Raw genomic sequence first — 21223 nt, 5'->3', positions numbered from 1 at the left:
CGCCAGTCGGGTGCATCACAGGCCGTGCGCGCCTCGCCACAGCGCATGCCCCCGGCGGCACCGGCTCACTAGACTCCGCTGCACTTCGGTGGCGTCGACGACGGCGCCATCCGGCGGGCAACGAGGCCGCCCCGCGGGCCGGTGAGGAGAACAGAGCGGATGACGGACAGTGACCGCAGCGCGGTCGACCGCGCAGCCGGTCCGGAGGGCTCTGCCGTGGACGGTCCGGTGGAGCCGGAGGAGCTGGTCCTGGCGGGCGCCTTCGACCCGGTCACCCGCGACCAGTGGCTCGCCGCCGCCGACGCGGTGGTGCGCAAGTCGGGCCGGATCGGCGAGGACGCCGAGCTCGGGGCCGGGGTCGAGACCCTGACCCGCACCTCGCCCGACGGCATCCGTGTCGCGCCGCTCTACGCCGACGAGGACACCACCGACCTGCCGCCCACCGGCGTGCCGGGGTCGTGGCCGTTCACCCGCGGCGCCCGCACCGAGGGGCACGTTCCCGACGGCTGGGACATCCGCCAGCGCCACGCCGGCACCGACCCGGCCGCCGTCCGCGAGGCCGTGCTGGCCGACCTGGAGTGCGGCGTCACCTCGGTGTGGCTGCGCGTGGGCGAGGGCGGCGTCGCCGTCGCCGACCTGGCGCGCGGCCTGGAGGGCGTGCACCTGGACCTGGCCGGGGTCGCCCTCGACGCCGGGACCGAGCAGGTCGCCGCCGCGCACGCCTATCTGGACCTGGCCGCGCGCAACGGCGTCGAGGACGCCGAGCTGCTCGGCTCGCTGGGCGTGGACCCGATCGGGCTGCGCGCCCGCGCGGGGTCCGGCCCGGACGTCGACTCGGTCGTCGAGGTCGCCCGCCGCGTCCACGGCACCTTCGGCAAGGTCACCGCGGTCACCGTCGACGCGACCGTGATCCGCGAGGCGGGCGGCTCCGACGCCCAGGAGCTGGGCTGGTCCCTGGCCGCGGGCGTCGCCTACCTGCGGGTGCTCGACGCGGCCGGGATCGCCGTCGCCGACGCGGCCCGGCTGCTCGAGTTCCGCTACGCCGCCACCCCCGAGCAGTTCCCGACGATCGCCGCCCTGCGCGCCGGCCGGCGGCTGTGGGCCCGGGTGCTGGAGGCCTCCGGCGTCACCGACGTGCCGCAGACCCAGCACGCCACCGTCCCCGAGGCGCTGTTCACCCGCCGCGACCCGTGGGTCAACATGCTCCGCGGCACCGTCGCCGGGTTCGCCGCGGGCGTCGGCGGGGCCGACGCGGTCACCGTGCCGCCGTTCGACGCCGCCCTCGGCGTCGCCGAGCCGTTCTCCCGCCGCGTCGCCCGCAACACCCAGAACCTGCTCGTCGAGGAGTCGCACCTGGCGCGGGTCATCGACCCGGGCGGCGGCTCCTGGTACATCGAGCACCTCACCGACGACCTCGCCCGGCTGGCCTGGGAGTTCTTCGTCGAGATCGAGGCCGCGGGCGGCGCCGTCGCCGCGCTCGACTCCGGCCTGGTCGCCGAGCGGGTCGGCGAGGTCCGCGCCCGCCGCGAGGCCGACGTCGCGAGGCGGAGGACGCCGCTCACCGGCGTCTCGGAGTTCCCCGACCTGAACGAGAAGCCGGTCGAGCGCACCCCGCTGCCGCCGGCCGTCGAGCGCGGGGGGCTGCCGCTCTACCGCCCCGCCGAGGCCTACGAGGCCCACCGGGACCGCTCCGACGCGCTGCTGGGCGAGACGGGTTCGCGCCCCACCGCCTTCCTCGCCACCCTCGGCCCGCTCGCGGTCTACACCGCCCGCGCCGGGTTCACCCGCAACCTGCTGGCCGCCGGTGGCGTCGACACCGTCGACGCCGGCCCGACCGACTCCACCGCCGACGTCGTCGAGGCCTACGGCAAGGACGGCACGCCGGTCGTGGTGCTCTGCTCCTCGGACAGGCTCTACGACGAGCGGGCCGCCGAGACCGCCGCCGCGCTGCGCGAGGCCGGTGCCGCGCGCATCCTGCTCGCGGGGAAGCCGAAGGACGAGGTGCCCGGTGTCGACGGCTACCTGTTCGCCGGCTGCGACGCCCTCGCCGTCCTCGACGACGTGTACACCCACCTGGAGGGCTCGAAGTGAGCATTCCCGACTTCACCGGCGTGCCGCTCCTGGGCGACACCACCCCCGCGACCGCCTGGACCGGCTCCGCCGACGTCTGGGAGGCGCCGGAGGGGATCGGCGTCAAGCCGCTCTACACCGCCGACGACCTCGCCGGCGTCGACTTCCTGCACACCTACCCGGGCATCACCCCGTACCTGCGCGGGCCGTACCCGACGATGTACACCAACCAGCCGTGGACGGTGCGCCAGTACGCCGGGTTCTCCACGGCCGCGGAGTCCAACGCGTTCTACCGGCGCAACCTCGCCGCCGGGCAGAAGGGCCTGTCGATCGCGTTCGACCTGGCCACCCACCGCGGCTACGACTCCGACCACCCCCGCGTCTCCGGCGACGTCGGCATGGCCGGTGTCGCGATCGACTCGATCCTCGACATGCGCCAGCTCTTCGACGGCATCCCGCTGGACAAGATGTCGGTGTCGATGACGATGAACGGCGCCGTGCTCCCGGTGCTGGCGCTCTACATCGTCGCCGCCGAGGAACAGGGCGTGAGCCCCGAGAAGCTGACCGGAACCATTCAGAACGACATTCTGAAGGAGTTCATGGTCCGCAACACCTACATCTACCCGCCGCAGCCGTCGATGCAGATCATCTCCGACATCTTCAGCTTCACCAGCCGGAAGATGCCGAAGTTCAACTCGATCTCCATCTCCGGGTACCACATCCAGGAGGCGGGGGCGACCAACGACCTGGAGCTCGCCTACACCCTCGCCGACGGCGTGGAGTACCTGCGGGCCGGGGTCGACGCGGGCCTGGACATCGACAAGTTCGCGCCGCGGCTGAGCTTCTTCTGGGCGATCGGCATGAACTTCTTCATGGAGGTCGCCAAGATGCGGGCCGCGCGCCTGCTCTGGTCGAAGCTCGTGAACCGGTTCGAGCCGCAGAGCGCCAAGTCGCTGTCGCTGCGGACGCACTCGCAGACCTCCGGCTGGTCGCTGACCGCCCAGGACGTCTACAACAACGTCGTCCGCACCTGCATCGAGGCGATGGCCGCGACCCAGGGCCACACCCAGTCGCTGCACACCAACGCCCTCGACGAGGCCCTCGCGCTGCCGACGGACTTCTCCGCCCGGATCGCCCGCAACACCCAGCTGCTGCTGCAGCAGGAGTCGGGCACCACGAACGTCGTCGACCCGTGGGGCGGCTCGTACTACGTCGAGAAGCTCACCTACGACATCGCGAAGCGGGCGTGGGCGCACATCGACGAGGTCGAGAAGGCGGGCGGCATGGCCCAGGCCATCGACGCCGGCATCCCGAAGATGCGCGTCGAGGAGGCCGCGGCCCGCACCCAGGCTCGGATCGACTCCGGCCGCCAGCCGGTCATCGGCATCAACAAGTACGTCGTCGAGGCCGACGAGCAGATCGACGTGCTCAAGGTCGACAACGCGAACGTCCGCCGCGAGCAGCTCGACAAGCTCGCCCGGCTGCGTGCCGACCGCGACGACCGCGCCGTCGACGAGGCGCTGCGCGCGCTCACCGGCGCCGCGGAGAAGATCGCCGAGGGCTCGTCGCGCTCCGACGACGAGAACCTGCTCCAGCTGGCCGTGAACGCGGCCCGCGACCAGGCCACGGTCGGGGAGATCTCCGACGCACTCGAGAAGGTCTTCGGCCGCCACGCCGGACAGATCCGCATCATCTCCGGTGTGTACTCCGCCGAGGCCGGGCAGAACCCGGCGATCGACCGCGCCCGCGAGCTCGTCTCCGAGTTCGCCGGCCACGAGGGCCGCCAGCCCCGCATCCTGGTCGCGAAGATGGGCCAGGACGGCCACGACCGCGGCCAGAAGGTCATCTCGACCGCGTTCGCCGACATCGGCTTCGACGTCGACGTGGGGCCGCTGTTCCAGACCCCGGCAGAGGTCGCGAAGCAGGCCGCCGAGTCCGACGTGCACGTGATCGGCGCCAGCTCGCTGGCCGCCGGGCACCTCACGCTGGTCCCGGAGCTGCGCCGCGAGCTCGCCGAGCTGGGGCGCGACGACATCATGGTCGTCGTCGGCGGGGTCATCCCGCCCGCGGACGTGCCGGAGCTGCTGGAGATGGGCGCGGCCGCGGTGTTCCCGCCCGGCACGGTCATCGCCGAGGCCGCGGTCGACCTGCTCGGCAAGCTGGCCGCCGCGCTCGGCCACGACGAGCCGGACACGTCCGCGCAGGCCGGCACCGTCTACGCCGACTGAGCCACGCCCGCCGCCGTCGCCGTGCCCGGTGCGCCTCCCCGCGCACCGGGCGCGGTGCCGACCCGCAAGGAGAGTCCCGCCGATGGCCCCTCGCGTCCCCGACCCCGCGGAGCTCGCCCGCGGGGTCCTGGCCGGCGACCGCACCCTGCTCGCCCGGGCGATCACCCTGGTCGAGTCCAGCAGGCCCGACCACCAGCGGGCCGCCCAGGAGCTGCTCCTGGAGCTGACCCCGAAGGCCGGGCACGCGGTGCGGGTCGGCATCTCCGGGGTGCCCGGGGTCGGGAAGTCGACCTTCATCGAGGCGATGGGCTCCACGCTCACCGGCCGGGGCCACCGGGTGGCGGTCCTCGCCGTCGACCCGTCGTCCACCCGTACCCGCGGGTCCATCCTGGGTGACAAGACCCGGATGCCGCGCCTGGCCGTCGACCCGGACGCGTTCGTGCGGCCGTCGCCCTCGGCGGGCACGCTCGGCGGGGTCGCCCGCCGCACCCGGGAGACGATGGTCGTCATGGAGGCCGCCGGGTTCGACGTCGTCCTCGTCGAGACCGTCGGGGTCGGTCAGTCCGAGACCGCCGTCGCCGGGATGGTCGACACCTTCCTGTTCCTGACCATCGCCCGCACCGGCGACGCGCTGCAGGGGATCAAGAAGGGCATCCTGGAGCTCGCCGACGTCGTCGCCGTCAACAAGGCCGACGGCCCGCACGAGCGCGACGCCCGCGCCGCGGCCCGCGAGCTCGCCGGCGCGCTGCACATGATGACCCCCACCTCGGCGCACTGGCGCACCCCCGTGCTGTCCTGCTCCGCGCAGACCGGGAAGGGCCTGGACACCGTGTGGGAGAAGGTCACCGCCCACCGGGAGGCCCTCGACAAGGGCGGCGAGCTCGCGACCCGGCGCGCCGACCAGCAGGTCGAGTGGATGTGGCAGATGGTGCGCGACCGGCTCATGGACCGGGTGCTGCACGACCCGGCGACGGCCGAGCGGCTCCCGAAGCTCACCGCCGAGGTCCGCGACGGCGGCCTCACCCCCACCCTCGCCGCTCAGCAGATCCTCGACGTCCTGGGCTGAACCACCCGTTTCGGTCCCCGGGCGCAGCCCGGACGGTCGCTAACGTCGGCGACCGTGAACGACCGGATCATCCCCGGGGTGCTCGCGATCGGGCTCGGGTCGGCGCTGGTGCTGGCCGTGCTCGTCCCCGCCGTCGCGCTGACCTACCGCCGCCGCGGCCGCTTCGGGCCCGGCGAGCTGGCCGTGCTCGTCGCCGTCCCGGTGTACGGGCTGGCCATCCTCGGCTACACCCTGCTCCCGCTGCCCCAGGTCGACGCGGCGTTCTGCGCCGGGCGCACCGCGGCCGACTCGCTGCAGACCCGGCCGTTCGCCTTCGTCGGCGACATCACCCGGATCGCCGCCCGCCAGGACGCGACCGGGGTGCGGGCCTGGCTCGCGAACGCCGCGGTGCAGCAGGTGGTGCTCAACGTGGCGCTGTTCGCGCCGCTGGGCTGGTTCCTGCGCGGGGTGTTCCGCCGCTCGCTGCCGGTCACCGTGGCCGCCGGGTTCGCGGTGTCCCTGCTCGTCGAGGCCACCCAGTACACCGGCAACTGGTTCCTGTTCCCGTGCGCCTACCGGCTCGCCGACGTCGACGACCTCATCGCCAACACCGCGGGCGCCCTGCTCGGCGGGCTCGCCGCGATGCTGCTGCGGCCCCGCTCGTGGGACGCCACGGGCGACCCGGACCGCCCGGCGCCGGTCACCGGCGGACGACGCCTGCTCGGCGCGGTGTGCGACCTGATGGCGGTGTGGGCGACCGGGGCGCTGCTCGGGTCGTTGCTGCTCGGCGGGGCCACCGTCGTCGCCGGGCTGCGGGCACCGTTCCCGGACTGGTACGACACCGCCAACTCCGTCGTCGGCTTCGGGGTGCCGCTGCTGGCGTTCCTGGTCGTGCCGCTGCTCGGCCGCGGCGGCACGGTCGGCCAGCGCGCGGTGCGGCTGCGCCCGGCATTGCCCGGCGGCGGCGTCCCCGGCCGCGGACGCCGCCTCGCCCGGGCACTGCTCGGCACCGGTGGGTTCCTGCTGCTGTCCGGGCCGTCCGGCGCGCTCGGCGTGCTCGGGCTGCTGTGGGGGATCGCGGGCCTGGTCGGGCTCTGGCGCAGCACCGGCCACCGCGGGGTGGCCGGCCGGCTCACCGGGCTCACGATGGTCGACGCCCGGGAGCCCGCCCGCACCGCCCCGGACGACCGTCCCGCAGCGCCCGACCGTCCCGCGGCGCCCGACCGCTCCGCGGGCTGACCGCTCAGGGCCGGGCGTCGGCCAGCTTGTCCGCCAGCGCCGAGCGCAGGATCGCCTGCTCGGCGGCGAGCATCGTGAACGTGCACCCCAGCGCCCGGAAGCGGCGCACGTGCGCGGGGGAGTCGCAGTAGATCCCCACCGGCACCCCGGCCCCCGCGCACACCGCGGCGATCCCGGAGACCAGCTCGGCGTGCCGGTCGGACTCCGGGCCGCCGTCGCCCTGGGCGGCGAGCGGGAGCCCGTGCGCCAGCGCCAGGTCCGACGGCCCGACGAACACCGCAGCGACCCCGTCGACGGCCACGATGTCGGCGAGGTTCGCCACCGCCGCGACCGTCTCCACCATCACCACCGTGCGCGGCGGCGCGAACACGTCCCGGCCCTGCCACGACGGGCGGACCGGCCCGAAGCTGCGCACCCCGTCGGGCGGGTAGCGGCACGCCGCGACCGCCGCCGCGGCCTGCTCGGCGGTGTCGACCAGCGGGACGATCACGCCGTCGGCGCCCCGGTCCAGGGCCCGCCCGATGCCCTCGGCACCGTGGCCGGGGACCCGCACCAGCGACGGCGTCCCCGTCGCGGACAGGGCCTGCAGCATGCCCAGGAGGGTGTCGTCGCCGATCAGGCCGTGCTGGGTGTCGACGCAGACCAGGTCGAACCCGACGGAGCCGGCGATCTCGGCGACGGCGGGGGAGGGCAGCTGCAGCCAGCCACCGACCGCGTCGCCGGTGAACAGGGGATCAGGGGTCATGCGACGACCGTGCCGCCCCGCCCACCCGACACGCCAGTCGAGACCGTCGTCTCGTTGTGTGCCGCGCTCCGGTCGGCTGGGATGTGCAGGTGAGGCTCACCTTCCCTGTCCGTGTCGTGGTCCGTGCCGTGGTCGCCGCGCTGTGCCTGGTCCTGCTCGCCGGCTGCGGCGCCGGTGCCACCGAGACCCCCGCGCCCGCGGGCGGGGACGGTGCGGCCCCCACCGCGCTGCCCGCCGGGCAGGGCTCGCCCGAGCCCGACGGCGTCTTCCCGCGCACGGTCACCCACGAGATGGGCACGACGACGATCCCGGCCGAGCCCCGGCGGATCGTGGTCATCTCCACCGGGCAGCTCGACGGGCTGCTGTCCCTCGGCGTCGTCCCCGTCGGGTCCACCCGGGCCGACCAGGCCACGATGGTCCCGGGCTACCTCACCGCGGCGTTCCCGCAGTACCGGGCCGGGCTCGCGGCGATGGCCGACGTCGGCCTGCGCACCGACCCGGCGATCGAGGCGGTCGCCGCGGCGCGCCCGGACCTGATCCTGGCCAACGTCGCCGGGGCGAAGGACTTCTATCCCCAGCTGTCCGCGATCGCGCCGACCGTGATGACCCGGGGCAACGGTGTGAACTGGAAGACCGACCTGCTGCTGGTCGGGTCCGCGCTGGGCCGGGCCGGTGCCGCGCAGGCGCTCGTCGACGACCTCGCCGGGCGGGCCCGCGCCGTCGGCGCGCGCGCCGGGTCGGTCGAGGTGTCGCTGCTGCGCATCCAGTCCACCCGGGTCCGGGTCTTCGGCGTCGGCTCCTTCCCCGGCTCGCTGCTCGCCGACGCCGGGATCGCCCGGCCGGAGAGCCAGCGCTTCGCCGCGACCTCGCGGGACCTGTCCACCGAGGAGCTCGGCCGGGCCGACGGCGGATGGATCTTCTACGGCGTCCAGGGCGCGGCTCCCGGCGCCGCGCCCCCGGCCCTGCTGACCGAGGGGGTCGGGGCCTCGCTCGGCGCGGTCCGGGACCGGCACACCACCGCCGTCGACGACGACACCTGGTTCCTCAACGCGGGCCCGCAGGCCGCGCGCGTGGTGCTCGACGACCTGGCCGCCGCACTCGGGACGGGGTGAGCCCGCCGGGACGGGTGGGGCGGGGTGCCATCATCACCCCATGTCGTCGCCGTCCGCGCAGCCGGTGTCCCTGCCCGCCCGGCCGGTGGTCGGGGTCCTGCACCCCGGCGCGATGGGCGCCGCGCTCGGATCGGCGCTCAAGGCCCGCGCGGGCGCGGTGATCTGGGCCGACGCCGGCCGCTCGCACGCCACCGCCAAGCGCGCCGAGCTGGCCGACCTGCAGGCGGTGCCGACCGTCGCCGACCTCGCGGCCCGGGCCGACGTGATCGTGTCGATCTGCCCGCCGCACGCCGCGCGGGAGGTCGCGGGCCTGGTGGGCGCCGGGCTGGCCGGGCGCACCGACCGCCCGCTCTACGTCGAGGCCAACGCGGTGTCCCCGGACACCGTCCGCGGCATCGCGACACTGCTCGGCGACCGCGCGACGGTCTGCGACGGCGCCGTCATCGGCCCGCCCGCCTGGACGGCGGGCACCACCACGCTGTGGCTGTCCGGGCCCGGTGCGGACACCGCCGCCACCCTGTTCGAGCCCGGCCCGTTCGACGCCCGGGTGCTCGGCACCGCCGGGACCGACCTGGGCGCCGCGAGCGGGCTGAAGGCCTGCTTCGCGCTGCAGAGCAAGGCCGCACCGATGCTGTGGCTGGCGCTGGAGGAGGCCGCCGCGGCGTTCGGCGTCACCGATGCGCTGCACACCGAGCTGGACCGGGCCGGGGTCGACCACGCCGCCGCGCTGGTCCGCGCCCGCGAGCGGATGGCGGGGAAGGCGTGGCGCTGGGCGGGGGAGATGGACGAGGCGGCCGACGCGTTCGCCGCCGCCGGGGTGCCCGACGGCTTCTCCCGCGCCGCCGCCGAGCTCTACCGGCGCGCGGCCGGGGCGGGCGGGTGAGCCGGGCCCGGCACCGCGACGGCGGCGCCGGACCCGGCCGGTCTCACGCCGCGACGCTGCCGTGCGGGTCGATCACGAACTTGCGGGCCACGCCGCCGTCGAACTCCTGGTAGCCGCGCGGGGCGTCGTCCAGCGTGATCGTGGTGGCGTTGACCGCCTTCGCGATCTGCGCCCGGTCGGACAGGATCGCCTGCATCAGCTGCCGGTTGTACTTCTTCACCGGGCACTGGCCGGTGGTGAAGCTGTGCGACTTCGCCCAGCCCAGGCCGATCCGCACGCCGAGGGTGCCCTCCTTGGCCTTGTCGTCGGCGGCACCCGGGTCGCCGGTGACGTAGAGCCCCGGGATGCCGAGCGCGCCGCCGACCCGGGTCACCTCCATGACCGAGTTCAGCACGGTCGCGGGCGCCTCCCCGGCATCCTTGCCGTGCCCGCGGGCCTCGAACCCGACGGCGTCGACGGCGGCGTCGACCTCGGGCTCGCCGAGCAGCTGCTCGAGCTGCTCGGCCAGGGTGCCGTCGCCGGACAGGTCGACCGTCTCGCAGCCGAAGCTGCGCGCCTGCGCGAGCCGCTCGGGGATCATGTCCCCGACGACGACCGCCGCCGCCCCCAGCAGCTGCGCGGCGTGGGCCGCGGCCAGCCCGACCGGCCCGGCACCGGCGACGTAGACCGTCGACCCGGTGGTGACCCCGGCGGTCACCGCGCCGTGGTAGCCGGTCGGGAAGATGTCCGACAGCATCGTCAGGTCGAGGATCTTCTCCAGTGCCTGGTCGCGGTCGGGGAAGCGCAGCAGGTTGAAGTCGGCGAAGGGCACCATCACGTACTCGGCCTGGCCGCCGACCCAGCCGCCCATGTCGACGTAACCGTAGGCGGCGCCGGGACGGGCCGGGTTGACGTTCAGGCAGACGCCGGTCCGCCCCTCGTTGCACATCCGGCAGCGCCCGCAGGCGATGTTGAACGGCACCGAGCAGATGTCGCCGACCTTCGCGAACAGCACGTCGTCACCGACCTCGACGATCTCGCCGGTGATCTCGTGGCCGAGCGACTGCCCGACCGGTGCGGTGGTGCGGCCGCGGACCATGTGCTGGTCGGACCCGCAGATGTTGGTGGTGACGATCTTCAGGATCGCCGCGTGCGGAGCCTTCCGCTGGATGCCGAGACCGTCGACGACGTCGGACGGCAGCTCCAGCTTCGGGTAGTCGATCGACTCGACGGCGACCTCGCCGGGTCCCTTGTACACGACGACGCGGTTGTCGGGCATGGTGCGCTCCCCTCCTGCGTGGACGCGCGGACCGCGGTCGCGGCCGCGCGGCGGCGTCGCGGCCACACCGATCCCGCGCCCCCACGGGTCGGGCCGCGCCGCCCGCTGCCGACCCTCCCACCCCGTGCGGACATGCGCACGCGGCGATCCGTGACGCAGCGGTCCTGTGCCGAAGGTCGGGGCCGGACCGGTCGGGTCCGGGCGGGGGCGGCCGGGACGGGTGATACTGCGCCCATGGCCAGTGACGACCTTCTCGAGCCGCCTGTCCCGGTACTGACCGCGCCGTACCACACCCCCGAGCGCGAGGCGCTGCAGAAGCAGGCCCGTGAGTTCGCCGCGACCCGGGTGCTGCCCGTCGCCGACGAGCTGGACCCGCGCAAGGGCGAGATCCCGCGCGACCTGCTCGACGAGATGGGCGAGCTGGGCTACTTCGGCATCACCGTCGACCGTGAGCACGGCGGGCTGGGCCTCGGGGCGTTCGAGTACTGCATGGTCGCCGAGGAGCTGGCCCGGGCGTGGATGAGCGTCGGGTCGATCATCGCCCGCGCGCAGGGCGCCGGGACCGCCGTCACCGACCCGGAGCGCCGTGCGGAGCTGCTGCGCCGGTCGGCCCGCGGGCAGTGGATCGGCGCGATCGCGCTGTCCGAGCCCGACGCCGGGTCCGACCTGGCCGGGGTGGAGACCCGCGCGGTCCGCGACGGCGACGAGTTCGTGATCACCGGGCACAAGCGCTGGACCGGCAACGCCAAGGCCGCCGACTTCATCCAGGTGCTGGTGCGCACCGACGACCCTGCGCCGGGGGAGAAACGCTCCGCGGGCCTGGCGACGGTCGTCGTGGAGAAGGAGCGAGACACCTTCCCCGCCGGGATCACCGGCCGCCCGATCGACAAGATCGGCTACCACGGCTTCGTCACCTGGGACCTGGAGTTCGACGGTGTGCGGGTGCCGGTCGGCAACCAGCTCGGCGCCGGCGGCGAGGGCTTCGCCGACGCCCAGTCGTGGCTGAACATCGCCCGGGTGCACACCGCCGCGCGGGCGGTCGGGCTCGCCAGGGCCGCCGTCGAGGACTGCGTGCGCTACCTGCAGCGACGCCACCAGTTCGAGCACCCGATCGGCGACTTCCAGGCCGTCCGGTTCACCCTCGCGACGATGGCCGCCCGGGTCGAGCAGGCCCGCGCCTTCTACCAGAACGTGGCGCACCGGCTCGACCTCGGCGAGCCCTGCGAGCGGGAGGCGGCGATGGTCAAGCTGCTCGCCACCGAGATGGCCGCCGAGGTCACCGCGGACGGCATCCAGCTGCACGGCGGCAACGGCTACACCACCGAGCACCAGGTGGAACGGCACTGGCGCGACGCCCGGCTGACCACGATCTTCGAGGGGACCAGCGAGATCCAGCGCAAGATCATCTCCGACCGGCTGCTGCCGCGCAGCCCGCTCGGCTGACGGCGGCGCCGCGGCGTCAGCGGAAGGCGGCCCGCACCGCGCCGAGGGCGTCGGACTCGTCGAGCCCGAGCCGCCGGGCGAGCTCGGCCAGCTCACCGGCCTTGCGCTCCAGCTCGGCGCGTCCGCCGGTGGCCCGCTCGGTGAGCACGGCCCCCCGGCCGCGCCGCAGGTCGACCAGGCCCTCGTCGCGCAGCTGCTGGTAGCCGCGCAGCACGGTGTGCAGGTTGATCCCCAGCGCGCCCGCGACCTCCCGGGCCGGGGGCAGCCGGTCCCCGGCGGCGGCCCGGCCGTCGGCGACCGCCCGGCGGACCGAGGCCGCGACCTGGTCCCCGAGCGGCACCGGCGACGACGGGTCGACCCGGATCAGCACGACGGTGCGGCGCCGGCCGCGCCGTGCCCGGCGCGCCGGTCGAGCTCGGCGTTGACCAGCCCGGCCGCGGTGGCGGCGTCGGGCACCGTGACGACGAACCGGCGGTCGTCGGTGAGGTCGAGCACCAGCGCCTCCCCGGCCCGCCGGGCGCGGTAGCCGAGCACGGACGGCGACCGGCGCAGGACGCCGTACTCGTTCCAGCCGAACCGCTCCGGGTCGAGCTGCTCCGACCGCGCGCCGCGGACCTCGGCGAGCGGCGCCTCGGCCAGCGGCCGTCCGAGCAGCGCCTGCCGGACGTGCACCCCGTCGCCGTCGACGCGGACCCGGGCGACGGCGGTCAGTGCGGTCGAGACGACGGCGGCGGCGACGAGCACGACGACCAGCACCGCGCTGCCACCGGCCAGCAGCTGGGCGACCGCCGCCAGGAGCAGCACGGCCGCGACGACCAGGGTGGGGCGGGACAGCACGGTGCGGGCCCACAGGTAGCGCTCACCGGGCGCGAGCGGGGTGCGCACCGCGCCGGCCGGGGCGCTGCCGGTCGCCGACGGCCGCGGGGCGTCCGGTCCGGCCAGCAGGTGTCCGACGCCGTAGGCGGCGGCGACCGCCGCCAGGACGCCGACGGTCCAGGCCCAGCCGGGTACCTGCGGGGCCAGCCGGGTGCCGGGCACCCACCACACGATGACGGCGAAGGCCCAGGCGGTGCCGACGGCGCGGCGCTCCACGTCGGGCCGCCCGGAGCGCAGCCGCAGCAGCGGCAGCCCGATCGCGAGCAGGCCCACCACGACCACCGCGAGGGTGCTCGGGAGCGTCCGGCCGGGCGGCTGGGTGGCCACCAGGGTGGCCAGGCCCGCGACGGTCAGCGCGGTGGCCGGGGCGGTGGCGAGGAGCCGGCGACGGCTCGTGTGCGCGACGGGTGTGGTCATGACGTCCCTCTCGTCGAGTGATCCGAACTTGTTCGCAATGTACTAGAACAATCATGTCTGCGCATCCCCCGGGGACCGGCTAGCGTCACGACCATGGCGCTCGACCCCGCGTTCCGGACCGTGCTCGACACCCTCGCCGGGGCGGGGGCCCTGCCGCTGGTCCGCGACGGCGACCCGGTCGCCACCCGGGCCCACTACCGGTCGCTCGCCCTGGCCCGACGCGGTCCGGGGTTCGTCCCCGAGCAGGTCGGCCGGGTCGACGACGACACCGTCCCCGGCCCGGCGGGCCCGGTGTCGCTGCGCACCTACGTCCCCGAGGGCGACGACGGTGCGGCCGTGGTGCTCTACCTGCACGGCGGCGGCTGGGTCGTCGGGGACCTGGAGACCCACGACCCGGTGTGCCGGCGGGTCGCGAACGCGACCGGGGCGGTCGTCGTGGCCGTGGACTACCGGCTGGCGCCCGAGCACCCGCACCCCGCCCCGCTCGACGACGCCTGGGCCGCGCTGCTCGCCGTCGCCGGCCGGTTCCCGGCCCGGCGGCTCGGGCTGGCCGGCGACAGCGCCGGGGCGAGCATGGTCGCCGGGCTGGCGCTGCGCTGCCGCGACCGCGGCGGCCCGCGCCCGGCCGCCCAGCTGTTGTTCTACCCGGCCCTCGCGCCGGAGGGGGCGACGCCGTCGTACCGGGAGAACGGCGAGGGCTACTTCCTCACCGCCGCGGACATGCGCTGGTTCTGGGACAGCCTGCTGTCCGGCCCCGCCCCGGCCGACCCCGAGGTCGCGCCCCTGGGGGCCGCCGCGCCCGCCGACCCGTCCGGGCTGGCGCCCGCGGTGGTCGCCACCGCCGAGTTCGACCCGCTGCGCGACGAGGGCCGCGACTGGGCCGCGGCGCTGCGCGCGGGCGGGGTGGAGGTCACCGAGGTCGACGGCCCCGGTCTCATCCACGGCTACGTCGCGTTCCTCGGCGTCGTGCCCGCGGCCGAGCGCATCGCCGGGCAGGCCCTCGACGCGTTCACCGCGCTGCTGCGTCACTAGCCGGATCGGGTGAACCGCGGTGCCCGTGACCTGCGCCGACGGGGTCGCGTCACACAGATGTGACACGGGCGACACGGTGCGGTAGCCGTCCCGCGCCACCCTGTGGCTCCCCGGACGCGCATCGTGACGACGACCGCACCGCGGGACGGAACGGACGAACGCGGCGCCCGCGGGCCGCCGCGGCCGCGAGGCGCGGAGGGTGGATGGCACGGTCGGAGATCGGACGCACCGGGGCCCGGTTCGGGGCGCCCCCGTCCCGGCACGCCCCCGACCCGGAGTACCCGCACGGCAGGCCGCCGGAGCCGGACCCGGAGCCCGCCGTCGTGGCGGAGGAGCCGGAGGCCGGGCCGGAGAACCTGGTCGGGGTGACCGGGGCCCGGTTCGGCGGGCACTCCGCGAAGCGCACCCGGCTCAGCCGCCGCGAGCGGGCGGCGCGCCGTGCGGCGGCCCGCGCGGAGACGGACGGGCACCCGGCCGACGACACCGGGGTGGGCGGCACCGCGGCCGGAGACCCCGCGACGGCGGGCACCGGTCGCGGCCCGGACGGCGACACCGGCACGCCCGGGCCCGCCGACACCGCGCCGCTGCCCGTGGTCGCCGGCCGCCCCGCGCCGGGACCGGGTCGTCCGGCCGCGACGGCGGGCCCCGCGTCCTCCCCGTCCGCGCCCCACCACCCGGCGTCCCAGCACACCGCGTCCCGGCAGACCGCGCCGCCGGAGGCCGCGCCGCTCCAGGTCCCGGCGTTCGCCCCGGTCCGGCCCTACGTCATGACCGGCGGCCGTACCCGGGTCCGCGCCGAGCTGCGGCTGGAGACGCTGGTCTCGGTGCGGCCCGCCCCCGGCCCCGTCCCGCGCGCCGACTCGGTCGAGCGCGCCGCGGTGCTGCGGCTGTGCACCCGGCCCCGGTCGGTGTCGGAGGTCGCGGCGCTGGCCGCAGTGCCGCTGGGCGTCGCCCGGGTGCTCATCGACGACCTCGCCTCCGAAGGGCGCCTGGTGGTGCACGGTGTGTCCTCGGCGGAGGACGGGCCGAGCGTCGCGCTGATGGACCGGGTGCTGGCCGGGCTGCGCCGGCTCTGACCCGCCGGGCCCGCGGGTGTCCTGCGGGCCCCGGCCGCCGGGGCCAGGATGGGGACATGACCGATCCCCGTCCCGTCCGCATCGGACTGCAGCTGCAGCCCCAGCACGCCGACTACGCCGACATCCGCCGCACCGTGGCCGCCGCCGAGGAGGCCGGCGTCGACGTCGTCTTCAACTGGGACCACTTCTTCCCGCTCTACGGCGAGCCCGACGGCAAGCACTTCGAGTGCTGGACCATGCTCGGCGCCTGGGCCGAGGCGACCTCCCGGGTGGAGATCGGCGCCCTGGTGACCTGCAACAGCTACCGCAACCCCGAGCTGCTCGCCGACATGGCCCGCACCGTCGACCACATCTCCGACGGCCGGCTGATCCTGGGCATCGGCTCCGGCTGGTTCCAGCGCGACTACGACGAGTACGGCTACGAGTTCGGCACCGCGGGCGGCCGGCTGAACGACCTGGCCGCGGCCCTGCCCCGCATCCGGAGCCGCTGGTCGGCGCTCAACCCGGCCCCGACCCGCGACATCCCGATCCTCATCGGCGGCGGGGGCGAGAAGAAGACCCTGCGCTACACCGCCGAGCACGCCGGCATCTGGCACGGCTTCGGCGACGTCGACACCGTCACCCGCAAGAGCGGCATCCTCGACGGGCACTGCCGCGACATCGGCCGCGACCCGGCCGAGATCGAACGCTCGGTCGGCGTCGAGGGCACCCCGGAGGACGACGGCGCCGCCCTGTACGACGCCGGGGTGCGCCTGTTCACCGTCGGCCAGGACGGCCAGGGCGGCTACGACCTGTCCCGGCTGAAGGACTGGATCGCCTGGCGCGACGAGCGCAACGGCTGAGCTCAGAGGGCACGCAGGAACGGGTCCCGGATCAGGTCCGGGACCCGTTCGGCGACGACCGCCGGTGCGTAGTACCAGCCCTGTGCGTTGGCGCAGCCGTACTCGCGCAGCCGCGCCGCCTGCTCCCGGGTCTCCACCGCCTCGGCGGTGACCTCCAGGTCCAGCGCGGAGGCCAGGGAGATCAGCGTGCGCAGGATGACGTCGTCGCGCTCGGCGGTCCCGGCCAGGAAGTGCCCGGCCAGCTTGAGCCGGTGCACCGGCAGGTGCCGCAGATAGGCGAGGTTGGAGTAGCCGGTCCCGAAGTCGTCGATGGCGATCCTCACGCCGAGCCGGTCGAGCTCGCGCAGCGTGGCCAGCGGCCGGCCGGGGGAGCCCATCAGGTCGGACTCGGTCAGCTCGACCTGCAGCAGCTCCGGCGGCCAGTCGTGGCGCTCCAGCGTCGCCGCGACGTCGGCGACCAGGTCCGACTCGGTCACCTGCCGGGCGGCGACGTTCACGCTGATCGTCAGCGGCCTGTCCGGGTACGCGTCGGCCCAGACCCGGCCCTGCCGGCACGCCTCGTCGAGGACCCGGCGGCCCAGCGGCACGACCAGCCCGGTCTCCTCGGCGAGCGGGATGAACCGGTCCGGGCCCAGCAGCTGCCCGTCGGGCCGCTGCCAGCGCACCAGCGCCTCGACCCCGATGGTCTGCTCGTCGGCCAGGCGCACCAGGGGCTGGTAGACGACCACGAAGTCGTCGCGGCGCAGGGCCTCGGGCATCTGCGAGGACAGCTCGAAGCGGGCGACGTCGTCGCGGTGGCGGTCGCGGTCGTAGAGCACGTAGCGCCCGCGGCCGGCCCGCTTGGCCGAGTAGAGGGTGGTGTCGGCGGCGGCGATCAGCTCGTCGGTGCCCAGCTCGCCGTCGTGGCGCACCACCCCGACGCTCGCCGAGATCACGATGTCGCGGCCGTCGACGCGCACCGGGCGGCGCACGGTACCCAGCGCGCGGGTCGCGACCTCCTCCAGCTCGGCCCGGTCGGCGGTGCGCGGCACCAGCACGACGAACTCGTCGCCGCCCATCCGCGCGACGAGGTGCCCGCCGGGCTCCAGCGCGCCCCGCAGCCGGTCGGCCAGCACCTGCAGCAGCCGGTCCCCGGCCTGGTGGCCCAGGGTGTCGTTGACGACCTTGAACCCGTCCAGGTCCAGGTAGCAGACCCCCGGGCGGGCACCGGAGGAGCCCGCGTCGATCGCGGCGCCCAGGCGCTCGAAGAACAGCGACCGGTTCGGCAGCCCGGTCAGCGGGTCGTGCGACGCCTGGTGGGCCAGGCTCTCCTGCATCAGCAGCTGGTCGGTCACGTCGGACACGACCGCGACGAGCAGCTGCTCGTCACCGCCGACCGGGCCGAGCAGGGTGACCACGGCGTCGATCCACACGTCGCTGTCGTCGGCGCGCCGGACCGGGCGGACCACCCGGAGCCGGTCCAGGGATCCGTCGAGCAGCCGCGGCCGCTCCGCCCACACCTCCGGCGCCGACTCCCGGGGCACGAAGTCGGTGACCCGCATCCTCAGCAGCTGGGCGGGCGTGTACCCGGACATGACGGCGGCGGTCTCGTTGACCTCGACGAGCCGCCCGTCCGGCTCGAAGATCACGATCCCGACGGCCGCGGAGTCGACGACGGTCCGCAGCCGCAGGTCCGAGCGACGGCGGGCCTCCTCGGCGACGCGGCGGGCCTCCAGCGCGGCCCGGGTGACCTGCTCGTGCTCTGCGAGGACCAGGCTGCGGGTGGCCTCGGTGAACCCGCGGGCGAACGCCGCCAGCACGGCCGCGATCCGCCGGACCCGGGCGGCGGTGTCCGCGGCCGGCTCCAGGTGCGCCCCGAGCAGCTCCATCCCGATCTCCAGGCAGCCCGGCTGGTGGATCCGCGCCCGCACCAGGTCCCCGCCGGCGGCCGCCGGGAGGGCCGGGTCGTACCGCTCCGCCAGTGCGGCCTCCCGCAGCCGGCCGGTCACCCGGTCGAGGACCGGGCGCAGCTCGGTGACCGGCAGCACCGAGCGCCGGGCCAGCTCCGAGGCCCAGGGACCGGTGAGGTCGGCGGGGTCGGGGAGTGCTGCGGGGACGAGCGCCCGTCCGTGGTCGGCGCGAGCAGCGGCGACGTCGGCCTGCTGCATCCACCGCCCCCGTTCGCTCCGGTGGGAGGGACTTCCCTCATGATCGGGATGATCGGTGAACACCGTAACCGATCCGACCCGCCCGGTGGGGCCGACCGGGTTACGTCGGTGGCCCGCGACGGGCCGGTCGGGTCAGGCCGGCGACCCGTCGGTCACCTCCGTCACCCACACGACGGCCTCACCGGCCTCGTCGGAGGCAGCGAGGTCCACCTCGGCGGTGATCGCCCAGTCCCGGTCGCCCGCCGGGTCGTCGAGGACCTGGCGCACCAGCCAGCGGTCGGCCTCCTCGGTGAGGTCGAACAGCTCGGGCCCGCGCGCGTCCGGCCCGAAGCCGATCCGGTCGTGGATCGCGAAGTAGGGGGCCAGCGCGTCCCGCCAGCGGTCGGCGGTCCAGCCGGCGTCGGCGTCGAGGTCGCCCAGCTCGGCGTAGCGGCCCATCGCCGCGAGCTCCACCCGGCGGAACAGCGCGTTGCGCACCATGACCCGGAACGCGCGGGCGTTGCCGGTGACCCCGGTCGGCGTGGCGACGGCGACCTCGGCCCCCGGCGGCAGCACCTCCCCGTCGGCACCCGCCCCGGCGGCGAGCTTCTCCCACTCGTCGAGCAGCGAGGAGTCGGTCTGGCGGACCAGCTCGCCCAGCCACTCCACGAGGTCGGTGAGCTCCTCGGTGCGGGCGTGCTCGGGCACGGTCTGGCGCAGCGCCCGGTAGGCGTCGGCCAGGTAGCGCAGCACCAGGCCCTCGGAGCGGGCGAGCTGGTAGTGCGAGACGTACTCGGTGAACGTCATCGCCCGCTCGCTCATGTCCCGGACCACCGACTTCGGCGACAGGACGGCGTCGGCGACCCACGGTGCGCCGCGGCGGTAGGTCTCCAGCGCGGCGTGCAGCATCTCGTCGAGGGGCTTGGGGTGGGTGACCTCCTCCAGGCGGGCCATCCGCTCCTCGTACTCGATGCCGTCGGCCTTCATCGCCGCGATCGCCTCGCCGCGGGCCTTGTTCTGCTGGGCGGCGAGGATCTGGCGGGGGTCGTCGAGGGTCGACTCGATCACCGAGAGCACGTCGAGGGCGTAGGTCGGCGACTCCCGGTCGAGGAGCTCGAACACCGCCAGCGCGAACGGCGACAGCGGCTGGTTGAGCGCGAAGTCCAGCTGCAGCTCGTCGACCACCCGCGCCCGTGGCCGGGTCGCACCGTCCACGGTGTACTGCTCGACGACCCCGGAGGTCCGCAGCGCCCGGTAGATCGCGATCGCCCGCAGCATGTGCTTGAGCTGCCGCTTGCGGGGCTCGTGGTTGTCGGTGAGCAGGTGCTCCATCGCGGCGTAGGTGTCCCCGCCGCGCGAGACCACGTTGAGCAGCATCGCGTGGGTGACCTCGAAGTGGCTGGTCAGCGACTCAGGGCGGGCCTGCTGCAGCTTCTCGAACGAGGTCTCCGACCAGCCGACGAACCCCTCGGGGGGCTGCTTGCGCTGGACCTTGCGGCGCTTCTTCGGGTCGTCGCCCGCCTTGGCCAGCGCCTTGGCGTTCTCGATGTCGTGCTCGGGTGCCTGCGCGACGACGGTGCCGACGGTGTCGTACCCGGCCCGCCCGGCGCGGCCGGCGATCTGGTGGAACTCGCGGGCCTTGAGCGGGCGCACGCGGCGCCCGTCGTACTTGGACAGGGCGGTGAACAGCACCGTGCGGATCGGCACGTTGATGCCGACGCCGAGGGTGTCGGTGCCGCAGATGACCTTGAGCAGGCCGGCCTGGGCGAGGGTCTCCACCAGCCGCCGGTAGCGGGGGAGCATCCCGGCGTGGTGCACGCCGATCCCGTGGCGCACCAGGCGGGACAGGGTGCGGCCGAAGCCGGAGGTGAACCGGAACGCCCCGATCGTCTCGGCGATCGCGGCCTTGTCCTCCTTGGAGGTGACGTTGACGCTCATCAGCGCCTGCGCCCGTTCGACGGCGGCCTGCTGGGTGAAGTGCACGACGTAGACCGGCGCCTCACGTGTCGACAGCAGCTCGGTGATCGTCTCGTGCAGCGGCTCGACGACGTAGCGGAAGTGCAGCGGCACCGGCCGCTCCACCGAGGTGATCTCCGCGGTCTCCCGCCCGGTGCGCCGGGTCAGGTCCTCCGCGAAGAACGACGTGTCGCCCAGCGTGGCGCTCATCAGCAGGAACTGCGCCTGCGGCAGCTCGACGATCGGCACCTGCCAGGCCCAGCCGCGCGACGGGTCGGCGTAGAAGTGGAACTCGTCCATGATCACCGAGCCGACGTCGGTCCCGGGGCCCTCGCGCAGTGCGAGGTTGGCCAGGATCTCCGCGGTGCAGCAGATGATCGGCGCCTTCTCGTTCACCGCGGCGTCGCCGGTGAGCATGCCGACCTTGTCCGCGCCGAACACCTCGCACAGCGCGAAGAACTTCTCGCTGACCAGCGCCTTGATCGGCGCGGTGTAGAAGCTGCGCTCCCCGCGGGCCAGCGCCGCGGCGTGCGCGCCGATCGCGACCAGCGACTTCCCCGAGCCCGTCGGCGTCGAGAGGATCACGTTGGCGCCGGTGACCAGCTCCAGCAGCGCCTCCTCCTGCGCCGGGTACAGCGACAGACCGCGCTCGTCGAACGCCCACTCGGCGAAGGTGTCCACCAGCGCGGCGGGATCCGGGGGGTTCGCGGGGTCGGAGGAGCGCGGCAGCCGGTCGGTGAGCGTCATGATGGGACCGATCGTCGCAGACACCCCCGGCACCGGGCGCCGCAGCGCCGAGGTGGCGCCCGCACTCGCCCGTGCGGGGGATAGCGTGGATGCCGTGGTGGGGGGCGGTGCGACGCACGGCGCCGGGC

At 75.2% G+C, this 21223-nt stretch carries 16 protein-coding genes; 10 read left to right on the top strand and 6 right to left on the bottom strand.

The genetic code is table 11. The features are described 5' to 3' along the window. The first annotated feature begins 159 nt into the window (after window positions 1-159). From KPL60_RS06145 to KPL60_RS06130, 4 genes are all read left to right on the top strand, one after another. A complete protein-coding gene (locus KPL60_RS06145) occupies window positions 160-2091 on the top strand; it encodes a methylmalonyl-CoA mutase family protein (RefSeq protein ID WP_226365184.1) in 1932 nt (643 codons plus the stop codon). Next, window positions 2088-4298, top strand: coding sequence for a methylmalonyl-CoA mutase (scpA, locus tag KPL60_RS06140; RefSeq protein ID WP_374203881.1), 2211 nt, complete (start codon window positions 2088-2090; stop codon window positions 4296-4298). Before KPL60_RS06145 ends, scpA begins: the two co-directional genes overlap by 4 nt. Before the next feature lie 82 nt (window positions 4299-4380). Then, on the top strand, window positions 4381-5364 hold the full coding sequence (meaB, locus tag KPL60_RS06135) for a methylmalonyl Co-A mutase-associated GTPase MeaB (RefSeq protein WP_226357078.1): 984 nt from the start codon (window positions 4381-4383) through the stop codon (window positions 5362-5364). A 54-nt stretch (window positions 5365-5418) separates the two neighbouring features. Further along, on the top strand, window positions 5419-6582 hold the full coding sequence (locus tag KPL60_RS06130; protein WP_226357079.1) for a VanZ family protein: 1164 nt from the start codon (window positions 5419-5421) through the stop codon (window positions 6580-6582). 4 nt (window positions 6583-6586) lie between these two features. Here KPL60_RS06130 and KPL60_RS06125 read toward each other — a convergent pair whose 3' ends face one another. After that, the gene (locus KPL60_RS06125; protein WP_226365183.1) at window positions 6587-7327 is read right to left on the bottom strand and encodes an HpcH/HpaI aldolase/citrate lyase family protein; all 741 of its coding nucleotides are present in this window, start codon (window positions 7325-7327) and stop codon (window positions 6587-6589) included. 89 nt (window positions 7328-7416) lie between these two features. Between KPL60_RS06125 and KPL60_RS06120 the strand changes: the two genes are divergently transcribed. Together KPL60_RS06120 and KPL60_RS06115 are read left to right on the top strand one after the other, a co-directional pair. Further along, the gene (locus KPL60_RS06120) at window positions 7417-8439 is read left to right on the top strand and encodes an iron-siderophore ABC transporter substrate-binding protein (protein ID WP_226365182.1); all 1023 of its coding nucleotides are present in this window, start codon (window positions 7417-7419) and stop codon (window positions 8437-8439) included. 40 nt (window positions 8440-8479) lie between these two features. Next, window positions 8480-9322: an NAD(P)-dependent oxidoreductase gene (locus tag KPL60_RS06115; protein WP_226357082.1), complete on the top strand. Its 843-nt coding sequence runs from the start codon at window positions 8480-8482 to the stop codon at window positions 9320-9322. 43 nt (window positions 9323-9365) lie between these two features. Here KPL60_RS06115 and fdhA read toward each other — a convergent pair whose 3' ends face one another. After that, window positions 9366-10580: a formaldehyde dehydrogenase, glutathione-independent gene (fdhA, locus tag KPL60_RS06110; protein ID WP_226357083.1), complete on the bottom strand. Its 1215-nt coding sequence runs from the start codon at window positions 10578-10580 to the stop codon at window positions 9366-9368. A 234-nt stretch (window positions 10581-10814) separates the two neighbouring features. Here fdhA and KPL60_RS06105 point away from each other — a divergent pair, with 234 nt between their 5' ends. Further along, window positions 10815-12023: an acyl-CoA dehydrogenase family protein gene (locus KPL60_RS06105; protein ID WP_073574915.1), complete on the top strand. Its 1209-nt coding sequence runs from the start codon at window positions 10815-10817 to the stop codon at window positions 12021-12023. A 16-nt stretch (window positions 12024-12039) separates the two neighbouring features. Here KPL60_RS06105 and KPL60_RS06100 read toward each other — a convergent pair whose 3' ends face one another. Both KPL60_RS06100 and KPL60_RS06095 read right to left on the bottom strand, forming a co-directional pair. Continuing rightward, window positions 12040-12393: a GntR family transcriptional regulator gene (locus KPL60_RS06100; RefSeq protein WP_062394920.1), complete on the bottom strand. Its 354-nt coding sequence runs from the start codon at window positions 12391-12393 to the stop codon at window positions 12040-12042. Continuing rightward, on the bottom strand, window positions 12387-13316 hold the full coding sequence (locus KPL60_RS06095) for a hypothetical protein (protein ID WP_226357085.1): 930 nt from the start codon (window positions 13314-13316) through the stop codon (window positions 12387-12389). Before KPL60_RS06095 ends, KPL60_RS06100 begins: the two co-directional genes overlap by 7 nt. A gap of 93 nt (window positions 13317-13409) precedes the next feature. On the opposite strand from KPL60_RS06095, the gene KPL60_RS06090 reads away from it, so the two are divergent. From KPL60_RS06090 to KPL60_RS06080, 3 genes are all read left to right on the top strand, one after another. Then, a complete protein-coding gene (locus KPL60_RS06090; protein ID WP_226357086.1) occupies window positions 13410-14348 on the top strand; it encodes an alpha/beta hydrolase in 939 nt (312 codons plus the stop codon). Window positions 14349-14551: 203 nt separating this feature from the next. Further along, window positions 14552-15424 carry a DUF742 domain-containing protein gene (locus tag KPL60_RS06085; protein ID WP_226357087.1) on the top strand — a complete coding sequence of 291 codons (873 nt, stop codon included), beginning with the start codon at window positions 14552-14554 and terminating at the stop codon, window positions 15422-15424. Window positions 15425-15480: 56 nt separating this feature from the next. Further along, complete coding sequence (locus tag KPL60_RS06080; RefSeq protein WP_179759880.1) at window positions 15481-16266, top strand: LLM class F420-dependent oxidoreductase; 786 nt, start codon at window positions 15481-15483, stop codon at window positions 16264-16266. A 2-nt stretch (window positions 16267-16268) separates the two neighbouring features. On the opposite strand, the gene KPL60_RS06075 is transcribed toward KPL60_RS06080, so the two are convergent. Both KPL60_RS06075 and KPL60_RS06070 read right to left on the bottom strand, forming a co-directional pair. Then, window positions 16269-18413 (bottom strand): bifunctional diguanylate cyclase/phosphodiesterase, encoded by a 2145-nt coding sequence (locus KPL60_RS06075; protein ID WP_226365181.1) that lies wholly within the window; start codon window positions 18411-18413, stop codon window positions 16269-16271. 132 nt (window positions 18414-18545) lie between these two features. Then, complete coding sequence (locus KPL60_RS06070) at window positions 18546-21095, bottom strand: RNA helicase (RefSeq protein WP_226365180.1); 2550 nt, start codon at window positions 21093-21095, stop codon at window positions 18546-18548. Window positions 21096-21223: the final 128 nt, after the last annotated feature.

This window comes from Pseudonocardia sp. ICBG162 (assembly GCF_020496225.1).
In the GTDB taxonomy this organism is placed as follows: domain Bacteria; phylum Actinomycetota; class Actinomycetes; order Mycobacteriales; family Pseudonocardiaceae; genus Pseudonocardia; species Pseudonocardia alni.
This window is presented reverse-complemented; position numbering and strand designations above follow the sequence as displayed.

Coding starts and splice junctions, on each gene's coding strand:
- meaB (WP_226357078.1), top strand. CDS start 4,381: ATGGCCCCTCGCGTCCCCGACCCCGCGGAGCTCGCCCGCGGGGTCCTG.
- KPL60_RS06125 (WP_226365183.1), bottom strand. CDS start 7,327: ATGACCCCTGATCCCCTGTTCACCGGCGACGCGGTCGGTGGCTGGCTG.
- KPL60_RS06080 (WP_179759880.1), top strand. CDS start 15,481: ATGACCGATCCCCGTCCCGTCCGCATCGGACTGCAGCTGCAGCCCCAG.
- fdhA (WP_226357083.1), bottom strand. CDS start 10,580: ATGCCCGACAACCGCGTCGTCGTGTACAAGGGACCCGGCGAGGTCGCC.
- KPL60_RS06095 (WP_226357085.1), bottom strand. CDS start 13,316: ATGACCACACCCGTCGCGCACACGAGCCGTCGCCGGCTCCTCGCCACC.
- KPL60_RS06070 (WP_226365180.1), bottom strand. CDS start 21,095: ATGACGCTCACCGACCGGCTGCCGCGCTCCTCCGACCCCGCGAACCCC.
- KPL60_RS06075 (WP_226365181.1), bottom strand. CDS start 18,413: ATGCAGCAGGCCGACGTCGCCGCTGCTCGCGCCGACCACGGACGGGCG.
- KPL60_RS06090 (WP_226357086.1), top strand. CDS start 13,410: ATGGCGCTCGACCCCGCGTTCCGGACCGTGCTCGACACCCTCGCCGGG.
- KPL60_RS06145 (WP_226365184.1), top strand. CDS start 160: ATGACGGACAGTGACCGCAGCGCGGTCGACCGCGCAGCCGGTCCGGAG.
- KPL60_RS06105 (WP_073574915.1), top strand. CDS start 10,815: ATGGCCAGTGACGACCTTCTCGAGCCGCCTGTCCCGGTACTGACCGCG.
- KPL60_RS06115 (WP_226357082.1), top strand. CDS start 8,480: ATGTCGTCGCCGTCCGCGCAGCCGGTGTCCCTGCCCGCCCGGCCGGTG.
- KPL60_RS06085 (WP_226357087.1), top strand. CDS start 14,552: ATGGCACGGTCGGAGATCGGACGCACCGGGGCCCGGTTCGGGGCGCCC.